This is a genomic window from Trinickia terrae (assembly GCF_005144415.1).
In the GTDB taxonomy this organism is placed as follows: Bacteria; Pseudomonadota; Gammaproteobacteria; order Burkholderiales; family Burkholderiaceae; genus Trinickia_A; species Trinickia_A terrae.
In genome coordinates, this window is sequence record NZ_SWJE01000008.1 from 456,072 (window position 1) to 469,497 (window position 13,426).

The 13,426-nt window shown below is 65.6% G+C and carries 12 protein-coding genes; 6 read left to right on the forward strand and 6 right to left on the reverse strand.

Annotated elements, in window-relative coordinates; genetic code table 11:
* Positions 1-7: 7 nt before the first annotated feature.
* Positions 8-646, reverse strand: a complete 639-nt coding sequence (locus tag FAZ69_RS17145; RefSeq protein WP_136896245.1) for an HAD hydrolase-like protein — start codon at positions 644-646, stop codon at positions 8-10.
* 103 nt (positions 647-749) lie between these two features.
* On the opposite strand from FAZ69_RS17145, the gene FAZ69_RS17150 reads away from it, so the two are divergent.
* Positions 750-1,136 (forward strand): MAPEG family protein, encoded by a 387-nt coding sequence (locus FAZ69_RS17150; RefSeq protein ID WP_136896246.1) that lies wholly within the window; start codon positions 750-752, stop codon positions 1,134-1,136.
* Positions 1,137-1,202: 66 nt separating this feature from the next.
* Here FAZ69_RS17150 and FAZ69_RS17155 read toward each other — a convergent pair whose 3' ends face one another.
* Positions 1,203-4,817 (reverse strand): indolepyruvate ferredoxin oxidoreductase family protein, encoded by a 3,615-nt coding sequence (locus FAZ69_RS17155; RefSeq protein ID WP_136896247.1) that lies wholly within the window; start codon positions 4,815-4,817, stop codon positions 1,203-1,205.
* A gap of 99 nt (positions 4,818-4,916) precedes the next feature.
* Here FAZ69_RS17155 and FAZ69_RS17160 point away from each other — a divergent pair, with 99 nt between their 5' ends.
* From FAZ69_RS17160 to FAZ69_RS17170, 3 genes are all read left to right on the forward strand, one after another.
* Positions 4,917-5,822, forward strand: a complete 906-nt coding sequence (locus FAZ69_RS17160; RefSeq protein ID WP_136896248.1) for a LysR family transcriptional regulator — start codon at positions 4,917-4,919, stop codon at positions 5,820-5,822.
* 114 nt (positions 5,823-5,936) lie between these two features.
* Positions 5,937-6,830 (forward strand): HpcH/HpaI aldolase/citrate lyase family protein, encoded by an 894-nt coding sequence (locus tag FAZ69_RS17165; protein WP_240702280.1) that lies wholly within the window; start codon positions 5,937-5,939, stop codon positions 6,828-6,830.
* 275 nt (positions 6,831-7,105) lie between these two features.
* Positions 7,106-7,546: an IQM protein middle domain-containing protein gene (locus FAZ69_RS17170; RefSeq protein ID WP_136896250.1), complete on the forward strand. Its 441-nt coding sequence runs from the start codon at positions 7,106-7,108 to the stop codon at positions 7,544-7,546.
* 80 nt (positions 7,547-7,626) lie between these two features.
* Here the strand turns inward: FAZ69_RS17170 and FAZ69_RS17175 are convergent, their stop codons facing one another.
* Positions 7,627-8,526, reverse strand: a complete 900-nt coding sequence (locus tag FAZ69_RS17175) for a LysR family transcriptional regulator (RefSeq protein WP_136896251.1) — start codon at positions 8,524-8,526, stop codon at positions 7,627-7,629.
* A gap of 116 nt (positions 8,527-8,642) precedes the next feature.
* Here FAZ69_RS17175 and FAZ69_RS17180 point away from each other — a divergent pair, with 116 nt between their 5' ends.
* Positions 8,643-8,828 carry a 4-oxalocrotonate tautomerase gene (locus FAZ69_RS17180; protein ID WP_136896252.1) on the forward strand — a complete coding sequence of 62 codons (186 nt, stop codon included), beginning with the start codon at positions 8,643-8,645 and terminating at the stop codon, positions 8,826-8,828.
* Positions 8,829-8,904: 76 nt separating this feature from the next.
* On the opposite strand, the gene FAZ69_RS17185 is transcribed toward FAZ69_RS17180, so the two are convergent.
* The 3 genes from FAZ69_RS17185 to FAZ69_RS17195 all read right to left on the reverse strand — a co-directional run bounded on the left by FAZ69_RS17185 (position 8,905) and on the right by FAZ69_RS17195 (position 12,277).
* Positions 8,905-10,083: a CaiB/BaiF CoA transferase family protein gene (locus tag FAZ69_RS17185; protein WP_136896253.1), complete on the reverse strand. Its 1,179-nt coding sequence runs from the start codon at positions 10,081-10,083 to the stop codon at positions 8,905-8,907.
* A gap of 145 nt (positions 10,084-10,228) precedes the next feature.
* Positions 10,229-11,401: an acyl-CoA dehydrogenase family protein gene (locus FAZ69_RS17190; protein ID WP_136896254.1), complete on the reverse strand. Its 1,173-nt coding sequence runs from the start codon at positions 11,399-11,401 to the stop codon at positions 10,229-10,231.
* 30 nt (positions 11,402-11,431) lie between these two features.
* Entirely contained in the window at positions 11,432-12,277 is an 846-nt protein-coding gene (locus FAZ69_RS17195; protein ID WP_136896255.1) for an HTD2 family dehydratase, read from the reverse strand.
* 158 nt (positions 12,278-12,435) lie between these two features.
* Between FAZ69_RS17195 and FAZ69_RS17200 the strand changes: the two genes are divergently transcribed.
* A complete protein-coding gene (locus tag FAZ69_RS17200; protein ID WP_136896256.1) occupies positions 12,436-13,386 on the forward strand; it encodes a LysR substrate-binding domain-containing protein in 951 nt (316 codons plus the stop codon).
* Positions 13,387-13,426 lie beyond the last annotated feature (40 nt).

A 13,426-nucleotide genomic window follows, 5' to 3' on the forward strand; every position in this document is an offset into this window, starting at 1 on the left:
TTCCAAGTTAAGCGTTGCGGGCGGAGCCAAGTCGGAGCAGATCGGCCGGCGCATGAAAGACCTCGGCCGGATCGTGACGCAGCAGCGCATCGATGTGCGTATAGCCCCACGCCACGGCGCCGAACGACATGCCGGCCTGTTGCGCGGCTTGTGCGTCGCGGATTTCGTCGCCGATGTAGAGGGTGTCCGACGGCGGGATGTGGGTCGCCTGAAGGATCCGGCGCAGGCGATATTCCTTGCCGAACAGCGTCGAGCCGCATTCGAGCGCGATGAAGTGCTCGAGCAGCGAGGCGCCGACCACCGTGCGCACGTTGTCGATCGTGTTCGACGTGGCGACAGCGAGTGCGATGCGCGCCTCGGCCATCGTCCGCAAGGTGTCGACGATGTCCGGAAACGGCTTCACTTCGTCGATGCGCTCGCGCATCACCGCCCGGAAGTCGGAGATCACGGCAGGGACGCGCCACAGCGGAAGCTGCAGCTCGCGAAGGATATCGACGGCGCTCAGCTGGCGCAGCTTCTGCTCCTCTCCTTTTTCGACCCGGCGGAAACCGTGCCTGGCCGCCAAGGCGTTGATCGAGTCGATGAACACGGGATAGGTGTCGGCGAGCGTTCCGTCGAAATCGAAGATAGCGAGTTTTACGGCCATGAGTGGTTCAAGCGTTGCGCTGTGGGGGACAATCGCGGCTGGTGACACGGCGCGATTTGCGAAATCGCCGTCATGGTAAAGGAAAGCAAGGAGGCTCATTCAAATGAATAACGTTGCGCTCGCATGCGTGGCAGTGCTGGGGCTGCTCCTGTTCGGACTCGGATTTTCCGTTTCGGCTACGCGTTTTCGCGAAAACACCGGCTCCGGCTGCGAGACGGACCCCGCGAACCTGCTGCACAAGCTTGTCCGGGCTCATGCCAACACGGCCGAATACGCGCCGTTCCTCGCTGTGCTTTTTCTCTATCTCGGCGCGCGTTCTCCTTCGGCGGTGACAGTGTCGCTGATGGTTGCGGCAACCGTCTGCCGCTGCTTGCTCGTCGTCGGGCTGATCGCGTTGCCGACGATGGCGAAACCCAACCCTTTCCGCTTCGTCGGCGCGCTGGGCACTTACTTGGCCGGTATCGCGCTATGTGTGACGCTGCTGCGTTGAGATTCGATGGACAGCGGCGGCGAGCCGGAAAGCCCGGCCGCCGCCGCGTCGGCAGTCAGGTGCGGGTCAAGCGGCGGCGCTCAACGCGCGCGCCTGCCGGTACTCGCTCAGCAGCCGCTCACGCTCGGCCGACGCTCTCCGCACCGCACGCTCTTTCACGTGACCATAGCCGCGAATGTCGTCGGGCAGGTTCGCGAGCTTGATGGCGGCGTCGAGCTTCGGCGCATCCAAAGTGGCGCAGAACTCGTCGGCCAACGCGATGTAGTCCTCGATCATCGCGCGTTCGTTGCGCCGTTCCTCGGTCTTGCCGAACACGTCGAACGCGGTGCCGCGCAGGCCCTTCATCTTCGCTAGCGCACGGAATGCCGGCAGCATCCACGGCCCGTAGCGGTGCTTGACCAGATGCCCGTGCTCGTCGCGCTTTGCAAAGAGCGGCGGTGCGAGATAGAAGCTGAGGGTGTAGTCCTTGCCCGGCTCGCCCTCGAACTGCGCGCGCAGCTTGTCGAGATAGCCGGGGTCCGAATAAAGGCGCGCGACTTCGTATTCGTCCTTGTAGGCCATCAGCTTCGCGAGATTGCGCGCGACTGCCTGTGTGAGCGGCAGGTGCGCACGCTTGGCGTCCGTTGCGCCGGCGGCAAGCTGCATTTCCTTGGCCTGGACGCGCTCGACGACGCTACGGTAGCGCGCCGCATACGCTGCGTTCTGATAGGCCGTCAGCAGCTTTTCGCGCGAAGCGACGAGCTGGTCGAGCGACTCGGCGGTCTTGAACTCGATCACCTGCTGCGACGCCGACGCCTTGCGCGGCACGAACGCTTCGAGCGCCTGCGCCCCGTGCTGCGCCACAAAACGGCCCCAATCGAACGCCAGGCGATTCTTCTCGATCGCCACGCCGTTCAACTCGATGGCGCGCACGAGGCTCACAAATTCGAGAGGCAGCCAGCCCTTTTGCCATGCGAAGCCAAGCAGCAGGGGATTGGCGTAGATCGTGTCGCCGAGCAGCGTCAGGGCGAGCGCGTTGGCGTCGATGAACGCGCAGCCAACGCCTAAGCTCGCTCGCAGGTCCTGCTCGGTCTGCGCGCCGGGGAACGACCACTTCGCGTTGCGCACGAAGTCGGCGGTCGGCGTGGCGCCGCTGTTGATCGCCGCTTGCGTCACGCCGAACTGCGTGCGCGAGAGCACGTCGAGCGACGCCGATACGATTGCGTCGCAGCCGATCACGAGCCGCGCTTCGCCGGTGGCGATGCGCGTGGCGTGCAGCGCGTCCGGGGAGGCTGCGATCTGCACGTGGCTCAGCACCGCGCCACCCTTTTGCGCGAGGCCGGCCATGTCGAGCACCGTCACGCCCTTGCGCTCCAGATGCGCGGCCATGCCGATCAAGCCGCCGATCGTCACGACGCCGGTGCCGCCGACGCCCGTCACGAGAATCCCATACGGTTTGCTTAGCGCCGGCAGCGCGGGCGGCGGCAGCGTGGCGAAGTCGGGCAGGGCATCGCCGCCGGCCGCATCGATCACGGCCTTCGGCTTGCGTACCTGCGCGCCTTCGGCGGTCACGAAGCTCGGGCAAAAGCCCTTCACGCAGGAAAAATCCTTGTTGCACGACGACTGGTTGATCTTGCGCTTCGCGCCGAGCGGCGTCTCCAGCGGTTCGACCGACAGGCAGTTCGACTGCACCGAGCAATCGCCGCAGCCTTCGCAGACGGCGTCGTTGATGAAGGCGCGCCGCGCCGGGTCCGGGTACGCGCCGCGCTTGCGGCGGCGGCGCTTCTCGGTCGCGCAGGTCTGGTCGTAGATGAGCACGGTGGTGCCCGGCACGTCGCGCAACTCGCGCTGGATCGCGTCGAGGCGGTCGCGATGATGGACAGTCACGCCCTGCGGCAGCGACACGCCGGCATCGTATTTCTCGGGCTCGTCGGTGACGATGACGAGCTTCTTCGCGCCTTCCGCGTACACCTGATGCGCGATCTGCGGCACGCTCAGCACGCCGTCGACGGGCTGTCCGCCCGTCATCGCGACGGCGTCGTTATAGAGGATCTTGTAGGTGATGTTCGCGTTCGCGGCGATCGCCGCGCGAATCGCGAGCAGCCCCGAGTGGAAATACGTGCCGTCGCCGAGATTGACGAACACGTGCTTGTCGCCCGCGAAATGCATCTGGCCGATCCACGCGACGCCTTCGCCGCCCATCTGGCTGAAGGTCTCGGTCTTGCGGTCCATCCACATCGTCATGTAGTGGCAGCCGATGCCCGCGATCGCGCGCGAGCCTTCGGGCACGTTGGTCGAGGTGTTGTGCGGGCAGCCCGAGCAGAACCACGGCTTGCGCTCGACGGTCACGCGCGGCTTGGCCGCTTCGCGTTCCTTCGCCGCGATGATCGCGACGCGCGCGACGATGCGCTCGCGCACGTCCTCGGGCAAATCGGCCTTGCTCGTGAGCCGCCGCGCGATCGCCTTCGCGATCAGCGCCGGAGACAGCTCGTAGTGCGCCGGCAGCAGCCAGTTGCCGCGCGGCACGGACCATTCGCCGCCTTCGTTGTCGCGCTCGTCGAACTTGCCGTAGATCTTCGGACGCACGTCCTCGCGCCAGTTGTAGAGCTCTTCCTTGAGCGCGTATTCGAGGATCTGGCGCTTCTCTTCGACGACGAGAATTTCTTCGAGCCCGGTCGCGAACGCGCGCGCATCCTGCGCATCGAGCGGCCACACGCAGCCGACTTTGAGCACGCGCAGGCCGATGCGCGAGCAGGTGTCGTCGTCGAGGCCGAGGTCGACGAGCGCCTGGCGCACGTCGAGATACGCCTTGCCCGCGGTCATGATGCCGAAGCGCGGCGTGGGCGAATCGAGCACGATCCGGTTCAGCTTGTTCGCGCGCACGTAGGCGAGCGCGGCGTACCACTTGTAGTCGAGCAGACGCGCTTCCTGCGCGAGCGGCGGATCGGGCCAGCGGATGTTGAGGCCGCCCGGCGGCATCTGGTAATCGGTGGGCGTGACGATCTGCACGCGGTCCGGATCGAGGTCGATCGACGCCGTGGATTCGACGACGTCGGTCACGCATTTCATCGCGACCCACAGGCCGGAATAGCGGCTCATCGCCCAGCCGTGCAGGCCGAAGTCGAGATACTCCTGGACGTTGGCGGGATACAGCACCGGAATGCCGGCCGCGATGAACGCGTGATCGGACTGGTGCGCGACCGACGACGACTTCGCCGCATGGTCGTCGCCCGCGAGCACGAGCACGCCGCCCTTCGGATCGGTGCCCGCCGAGTTCGCGTGCTTGAAGACATCGCCCGTGCGGTCGACGCCCGGGCCCTTGCCGTACCACATGCCGAACACGCCGTCGCGCTGCGCATTGGGCCAGAGATTGAGCTGCTGCGTGCCCCACACGGAGGTGGCGGCGAGGTCTTCGTTGACGCCCGGCTGGAACACCACGTCATGCGCCTGCAGATGCTTCTTCGCCTTCCACAGCGCCTGGTCGACCCCGCCGAGCGGCGAGCCGCGATAGCCGGAGATGAAGCCCGCGGTATTGAGCCCCGCACGCCGGTCGCGCTCCTTTTGCAGCATCGGCAGCCGTACCAGCGCCTGTGTGCCGCTGATGTAGACGCGGCCTTTTTCGAGCGTGTACTTGTCGTCGAGGGTGACTTGGGGGAGGGACGCCAGCGCGTCGCGCTGTTCGGCAGATAGGGGGGCGTTCATGGCTTGAAGTCTCCGGTCAAGCGATTTTGGGACGGAGTATAGGAAGCCGATCCCCTATCGTAAAATCACAAATATATAACTCCAGTATTCGAAAATCAGATGGCTAAGGACGTCACGCTGCGCCAGTTGCGCTACTTCGCCGCCGCCGCCCGGACGGGCCAGTTCTCGATGGCCGCGACCGACGAGCACGTTTCGCAATCGGCGATCACGAATGCCGTGCTGGCGCTCGAAAGCACGCTCGGCACGCGCTTGTTCGAACGCTTGCCGCAGGGCGTGGAGCTGACGCCCGACGGCCAGGATTTCTATCACCACGCGCGGCACGTGCTCGATTCGGTGCGCGACGCGATCCACAAGCCGCGCTTTCGCGCGCACGATTTGCGCGGCACGGTGCGCATCGCGGCCTCGTATACGGTGCTCGGCTATTTCCTGCCGGAATTGTTCGCGCGCTTTAGGGCGAGCTATCCCGATGTCGAGATCGATCTGCGCGACGTCGACCGGCCGGGGATCGAAGCGGCGGTGCTCGACGGCGAAGTGGATCTCGGCGTGGCGCTGCTGTCGAACGTGGAGCGCATCTCGCGCTTCGGCCATCAGGTGCTGATCCGTTCCCGCCGTCAGCTATGGGTGGCGCCGACGCATCCGCTCGCGCAGCTGAGCACGCCGTCGCTGAAGGACATCGCCCAGCACCCTTACATCCTGCTGACCGTCGACGAGGGCGAGCAATCGACGCTGCGCTATTGGGCGAAGAAACGCATGACGCCGAACATCGCGTTTCGCACGAGCTCGCTGGAGGCGCTGCGCGGGCTCGTCGCGTACGGGTTCGGCGTGACGGTGCTGTCGGACATGGTGTTCCGGCCCTGGTCTCTGGAAGGCAAGCGGATCGAGGCGCGGCCGGTGCTCGATGCGATTCCTCAGATGGATGCGGGCATGCTCTGGCGCAAGGACGCACAGCTGAGCGCGCCGGCGCTGGCGATGCAGCAGTTCCTGATTCATGCGTGCGGGAGTTGAGAGCGGCGCAATAGGTGCAGGCTATGCCCGGCAGAGACAATCGATAGTGGCCGCGAATGGCGATTCCGCGTGTAATGCACGGCCATGTGTTCACCATCGTGCCGGAGATCGTCGATGCAGTTCAATAACGCCGTCTTCGCCGCCCAGTCGTATCTCTTCGTGCCGGGTACGCGTCCTGACCGCTTCGACAGTGCGCTATCGAGCGGCGCCGATGCCGTCGTCGTCGACCTCGAGGACGCCGTCGCGCCGGCCGCGAAGGAAGCCGCGCGCAATACGGTCGCAGCCTGGGTGTCGCGCGAGCGCCCGGTGCTGATCCGGATCAACGGACGCGGCACGCCGTGGTTAGAAGAGGACGCGAAGCTGGGCGCGCTCGAGGGCGTCGCCGGCATCGTGCTGCCCAAGGCCGAGCGGGCCGACGACGTCGTCGCCGTGGTATCCGCAGCGCACAGGAACATACCCGTGTTTCCGCTCATCGAAACCGCCGCCGGGATGTGGTCGGCGATGGAGATCGCCAAGGCCCCGCTCGTCAAGCGCCTGATGTTCGGGACGCTGGATTTCATCACGGAGATGGGCATTGGCGACGGCCGGGAAGCGTTGAATCCCTATCGCGCGCAATTGGCGCTGATTTCGCGCGTCGCGGGACTGGAATCTCCGGTCGATGGGGTGACGCCCGACATTCACGACGTCGAGCGAATCGCACAGGATGCGGCGAACGGCAAGACGCTCGGTTTCGGCGCGAAGCTCTGCATTCATCCGAAGCAGGTTCCTGTCGTCCACGCCTGCTACCGGCCCAGTGAACCGGAATTGGCGTGGGCGGCGCGCGTTCTCGATGCGGCGGCGCGGGCCGAGGCGGGGGCGATCACAGCCGACGGAAAAATGGTTGATCGTCCCGTCGTGTTGCGTGCGCAGAAGCTGCTGGCGTTCGCTGCGTCGGTGCAGGCCGGCGTGGCTTCGAAGTCATCCGGAAGCAAGCGGCGAGTAAGCGGAAATTCGCTGACGGAACGGTGAATTCGCTCGCACGGCGGCGCTTCAACCCGTGCATGGGAACAATGAGGGCGTTCGACGGATTTGTGGAGCCCGGATATGAGCCCATCGCGAATATTTCATTCGAGTGTGCGCCCTGAAGCGCAGCACGATGAGCGCGCTGAACAGTCGCCGGTCGACGGGGCGGCAAGGCGCGTCGCCCGACACTGCCGACATCGCCGCCGGATGACCGCTTTGCAACTGAGCGATTGCCGCCGGAACCGTTGCCTCCTGACGCGCGTTTTCCCATGACAGTGTCTTTGCTCAAGAAGTACGCGGGTGAGGAGGCCGGAACGAGTTACGGCACGCAGGTTGCGTTTCTCGACGGCGAACAGCGCAAAGCCTACGAACTGAAAATGGAGAATGGCCGGCTTATCGGCTCAGATGGCCGTCCGTTCGACACGCGCGGAGCCACGACCACGTTTCTGGAAACGCAAGGAACGGCAATCTTCGCCATGGATGCCGCAGGCAGACTGTACGCCGCATCTGAACGCGTGGCGGGGCAGTTCCAGCATTCGAGCTTTCTTGCGGGCGGGGCGGTTGCCGCTGCAGGGGAGATCGAGGTGCACGACGGGGTCGTCAAGTTTCTATCCGGTAAGAGCGGACATTACCGGCCCAGTCCCATGCAGATCGATCAGTTCGCGCAATTCCTCGTGGCAGGAGGGCAGTCAGCGTTTGTTCGCGATCAGACACAGTGGTAGCACAAACTCCGGAGCCGGCTATCTTGTGTTCGCATCGCTTGCGTGTATGTCTGGGCAGTTTGTGAAAATGCGAGCGGAGGCTAACGCTCGCTCCGCTCCCCGAATCTCGCCATCAGAAAATCGATCGCGCTGCGCAGCTTGGCGGTTGGGCGGCGGTCCTGCGCATAGACGAGATACATCGGCGATGGCGCCATCGACCACGACGGCAAGACCGGCGCGAGCCGGCCGGCGGCAAGGTCGGTGGCCAGCACGGTCTCCGGTTGCAGCACGATGCCAAGTCCTTGCAATGCGGCGACGCGCACGGCGTCGCCGTGGTTGGCCGTGAAGCTGCCGCGCACGGCGACCTCGCGGACCTCGCCGCGCGGCCCGACCAGCCGCCAGCGGTCGCTCCGCTGCCAGTACGACATGCCGAGGCACTCGTGCTCGCTCAATTGCTCCGGCCGCCGCGGCTTGCCATGCCGGGCCAGATAGGACGGCGCGGCTGCGAGCCGTCGCCGGTAAGGCTTGAGCGGACGCGCGACGAGACCGGGCTCGTCGACCTCGCCGATATGGATGCCCAGCTCGTAGTCGTCTTGCCATAGACTCGGCGCGCCGTTGTCGAGCGTGAGGTCGACGCGGACCTCAGGGTGCGCCTCCATGAATTCGGCCAGCGCCGGCACCAGACTGTAGCTGCCGAAGCTCACCGGCGCGACGACGCGCAGCACGCCGTGCGGCGTGGCCTGCAATTCGGCGGCGCTGTTTTCGGCCAGCTCGATCTCCGCCAGCGCGTGCCTGCAGCGCTCGTAGTAGAGCTGGCCGACGTCGGACAACTGCTGGCGGCGAGTGGTGCGGTGAAGCAGCCGGGCGCCCAGGCGCCGCTCGATGGCCTGAATGCGCTTGGCCACCATCGTGGCGGACACCTGGCTTGCTTCGGCGGCCGCTGCGAAGCTGCCGCATTCCACGACCCGCACGAACATTTCCATGTCGGCGAGGATATTCATGATTCACAACCTAACGGTTTGGAGTGTCGTGAATTGTCGCATGTTTATCAACATGGGCTTTTGGCCCATTCTGTCGACTCAGCCCCAATCCCTGGGGCTTCGATGAGAGACAAGCCATGCCGACCTTACATCTGGAAATGCATCCTGGCCGCACGCTGGAACAGAAGCGCGCGTTCGTGAGCGAAGTCACGCGCGTGACGGTGGAAACGTTGAAGTGCCCTGTGGAGTCCGTCGACATCGTCATCACCGAGGTGCCGCGCGAGGCATGGGCGAGGGCGGGGAAGCTGGTTGCGGATAAGTGAGGCCGGCGACGCCGTCGAGCACGGCTGGATGAATTCGCCGGCGACGGCCTTTCGTTGGCGTCGCCGGCGGACGGATTCAGACCGCGCCGGTTTCGCGCAACTCGCCAATCTCCCCATCGCCATACCCAAGCTCGCGCAATATCGCGTCCGTATGCTGCCCAAGCGCCGGCACCGGATCCCTGCGTGGATCGTCCGCCAGCGACACACCCGGCGGGCATAGCGCGGGAATGTCGCCCGCCGGGGTGCCGACTTTGGTCCACCGCTGCCGGGCCGCCAGCTGCTCGTGCGCCCAGACCGCGTGCATGTCGTTCATGCGCGCATTCGCGATGCCGGCTTCTTCCAGGCGCTCGATCACCTGCGCGGCGGTGAGCGCCGAGAACGCCTGCGCGATGATCTGCGCGAGCGTGTCGCGATTCTCGACTCGCCGGCTGTTCGAACTGAAGCGCTCATCCGCTGCCAGCTCCGGCGCGCGGATGACGGCGTCGCAAAAGCGCTTCCACTCGCGCTCGTTCTGCAGGCCGAGCATCACGGTCTTGCCGTCGCCTGCCTTGAACGGACCGTACGGGTAGATCGTCGCGTGCGCCGCGCCGCTCTGGCGCGGCGCGGTCTGGCCGTCGATGGCGTAGTAGAGCGGGTAGCTCATCCATTCGACCATGCTTTCGAGCATCGATACGTCGATGTGCTTGCCGTGCCCCGTGCGTCCCCGTTCGATGAGCGCCGCGAGGACATTGGTGTAGCCGTACATGCCCGCGGCGATGTCGGCGATCGAGCAGCCTGCCTTGGCCGGCTCGCCTTCGGAGCCCGTGATGCTCAGGAAACCCGATTCGCTCTGAATGAGCAGGTCGTACGCTTTCTTGTCGCGGAACGGCCCGTCGAGGCCATAGCCGGAGATATCGCAGACGATCAGCTTCGGATACTTCTCGCGCAGCGTTGCGTAGTCGAGCCCGAGCCGCTGCGTCGCGCCCGGTGCGAGGTTCTGCACGAACACGTCGGCATCGGCGAGCAGCCGGTGCACGACCTCGATGGCCTCCGGCCGCTTCACGTCGAGCGTCACGCTCTCTTTCGAACGATTGGTCCAGACGAAGTGAGACGCGAGCCCGGACACGCGCTCGTCGTAGTTGCGCGCGAAATCGCCGGTGCCGGGCCGCTCGATCTTGATGACGCGCGCGCCGAGATCCGCGAGTTGCCGTGTGCAGAACGGCGCCGCGATCGCATGCTCGAACGTGACGACTTTGATGCCTTCGAGAGGGCGCATGACGCGATGCTCCTTGTCAGTACGTGCCGGGCCGCCCCAAACGTACTGACACCCCCTCGGGGGGCAGCGTGTCGGCCGGAGTTAGTGCTTCAGCACTTACTCCGGCCCCATGCACAGCAAGCAGTGAGCGTGGGGGCCGTTTCATTCAGAACGAGCGGGGCAGTCCGAGGATATGTTCGGCGACGTACGAGAGGATCAGGTTCGTTGAAATCGGCGCGACCTGATACAGGCGCGTTTCGCGGAACTTGCGCTCGACGTCGTACTCGCAAGCGAAGCCGAATCCGCCGTGGAATTGCAGGCAGGCATTGGCCGCCTCCCACGACGCATCCGCTGCGAGCAGCTTCGCCATGTTCGCCTGCGCACCGCACGGCTCGTGCGCATCGAAGCGGCGCGCAGCCTCGAAGCGCATCAGGCTCGCCGCTTCGACGTTGATGAACGAGCGCGCAATCGGAAACTGCACGCCCTGGTTCTGTCCGATGGGGCGGCCGAATACGACGCGATCCTTCACGTATTGCGAGACCTTGTCGACGAACCAGTAGCCGTCACCGATGCATTCCGCGGCGATCAGCGTGCGTTCCGCGTTGAGCCCGTCGAGGATGTACCTGAAGCCCTGGCCTTCCTCGCCGATCAGGTTTTCCGCGGGGATTTCGAGGTTGTCGAAGAACAGCTCGCTGGTCTCGTGGTTGACCATGTTCGGGATCGGCTGGACCGTCATGCCGTGGCCGACTGCGTGGTGCAGGTCGACGATGAAGATCGACATCCCTTCGCTTTTCTTCTTCACGCCGGAAAGCGGCGTGGTGCGCGCGAGCAGGATCATCAGGTCCGAGTGCTGCACGCGCGAGATCCAGACTTTCTGGCCGTTGACGACGTAGCGGTCGCCGCGGCGCTCGGCGGTCGTCTTGATCCTGGTCGTATCGGTGCCGGTGGTCGGCTCGGTCACGCCCATCGATTGCAGGCGCAATTCGCCCGAGGCGATCTTCGGCAGATAGCGTGCTTTCTGCTCGGCGGAGCCGTGCCGCAGCAATGTGCCCATGTTGTACATCTGGCCGTGGCACGCGCCGGAGTTGCCGCCGCTGCGGTTGATCTCCTCCATGATGACCGACGCCTCCGTGAGTCCCAGCCCCGAGCCGCCGTATTCCTGCGGGATCAGCGCCGCGAGCCAGCCCGCCTTGGTGAGCGCGTCGACGAACGCTTCCGGGTAGCCGCGCTCCCCGTCGATCTTGCGGAAGTATTCGGCCGGGAACTGGCTGCACAGGTCGCGCATGGCTTCGCGGATGTCCTGATACGGATCGTCGGCTTGCGTCGTCAAATGCGTCATCGAATCGGTCTCGGTCCAGGTGTTGGAAAGTCAGGCAAGCACCGCGCGTGCCGACATCGTGAGCCATCCTTCATGGTCCTGCGCCCACAGCTCGACGGACTTGCCGTCGGCTAAAGGGCGTGCGCAGACGGAGAACGAATGCCCGAGGAACGTGGGGCGCACGGCCTTGTACGCGTACTCGCGCACGACGGCTTGCGGCAGGAAGCGCGCGACCATGTCGAGCAGCAAGGTCGCGATCAGCGGGCCGTGCACGACGAGGTCGGGATAGCCTTCGACGTCCCGTACATACGTCCTGTCGTAGTGGATGCGGTGGCCGTTGAACGTCAATGCCGAATAGCGGAACAGCAGCACCTCGGTCGGGTGGATTTCGCGTCGCCACTCGGCGCCGTGCGGGGCGCGCGTGGGTGCCGGTTGCGGCTGGCCGGGACGGGCCGGTTCGCGGTAGACGATGTCGTGCTCTTCGCGAATCGCCGTCTTGCCGCTGGTCTTGAACTCGTGCGTCACCGTGACGAAGCCGAGATGTCCGCTGCGGCCTTCCTTGCGTTCGACCGACGTGACGCGCGAGACGCGTTCCACTGTCGAGCCGACGATCAGCGGCGCGTCGAAGAGCAGCCGGCCGCCGGCCCACATGCGGCGGGGCAAGCCGAGGTCGGGTAAAAATCCGCCTTTTTTCGCGTGACCGTCGGCGCCGAGCCCGGATTGCGGCGTGGCCGCCCAGAAATACGCCCAGTGCCAGATCGGCGGGAGCGGTTCGCCGCTCCTGGGCGCTTCGTCGTAGTCGAGCGTGGCGGCCAGCGCGGCTGCGTGGGCGGGGGACAGGATGTCCGTGACTGTCTGGGTGTGCTGCGGGAATTGGCCGGGAAGGGAATCGCTCATTGCCGTCTCTGACGCCGCCGGATAGGCCGGCGTATTGGAGTGGATAGGGATGGATATGAGCCGACTGTATTCGAACCCGCGCCGCGCGAGAAATACCGATTGAATGTGCCGGTCATAAGCGTACCCTATGGCCCTTTCCCAGCAAGCCATCCGTTGCCATGGACGTCCGCCAGCTTCGCTACTTCGTCAACATCGTCGACTTCGGCAGCCTCGGCAAGGCGGCCGAGAAGCTCTATGTCGCGCAGCCGTCGCTGAGCCAGCAGATCGCCAAGCTCGAGGATGACCTCGGCGTGGCGCTGCTCGTGCGCAGTCCGCAGGGCGTGAAGCCGACCGCCGCGGGGCAGGCGTTGTACCGTCACGCGCGGCTCGTGCTGCATCAGATGGAGCAGCTGCGGCAGGAAGTGCGCGAGGGCGTCGGGGCGGAATCGGGAACCGTGGCGGTCGGTTTTCCGACGACGATGGCGTCGGTTCTCGCGATGCCGGTGTTCGAGCGCGTCACGGAGCGCTATCCGGGCATCCGGCTGCAGTTCTTCGAAAGCATGAGCGGCTACCTCAACGAGCTGCTGGCGAACGGCCGCCTCGATCTGGCGATCCTGTTTCGCGATTCGAACACCTCGGGCATCACCGCGATGCCGGTGCTCGACGAGGAGCTGTACCTGATGGGCGAGCCCGGCGCGGGCGTATCGCCGCGCTCCCGCAGCTGCGAGCTGGCCGCGCTCGGGGGCGTGCCGCTGGTCGCGCCGAGCGTGTCGAACGGATTGCGGCTGTTGCTCGAGCGCACGTTCGCTCGCGAGCAGGTGCCGCTCAATATCGTCGCGGATATCGATTCGCTGCCGACGCTGCTGTCGATCGCGCAATCGGGCGCTGCCTGCACGATCCTGCCTGCTTCGTCGCTCGCGCTGCGCGCCCCTGCGGACCGGCCGAAGATACGCCGCATCGTCGATCCGGTCATTCGCCGGCCTGCGAGCATTTGCTGGCCGAATGCGTTGCCGGTCAGCTCCGCGTCGCTCGCGGTGCGTCAGACCATGTGCGAGCTGATCGAGGAACTGTGCGCGCGCGGGGTGTGGACCGGAATCGAGCTGCGTGAATTGCCGACTCCCGTTGCTTGACCGGCGCGCTCATTCCCCGAGCCACCGCCCCGACGGCCAC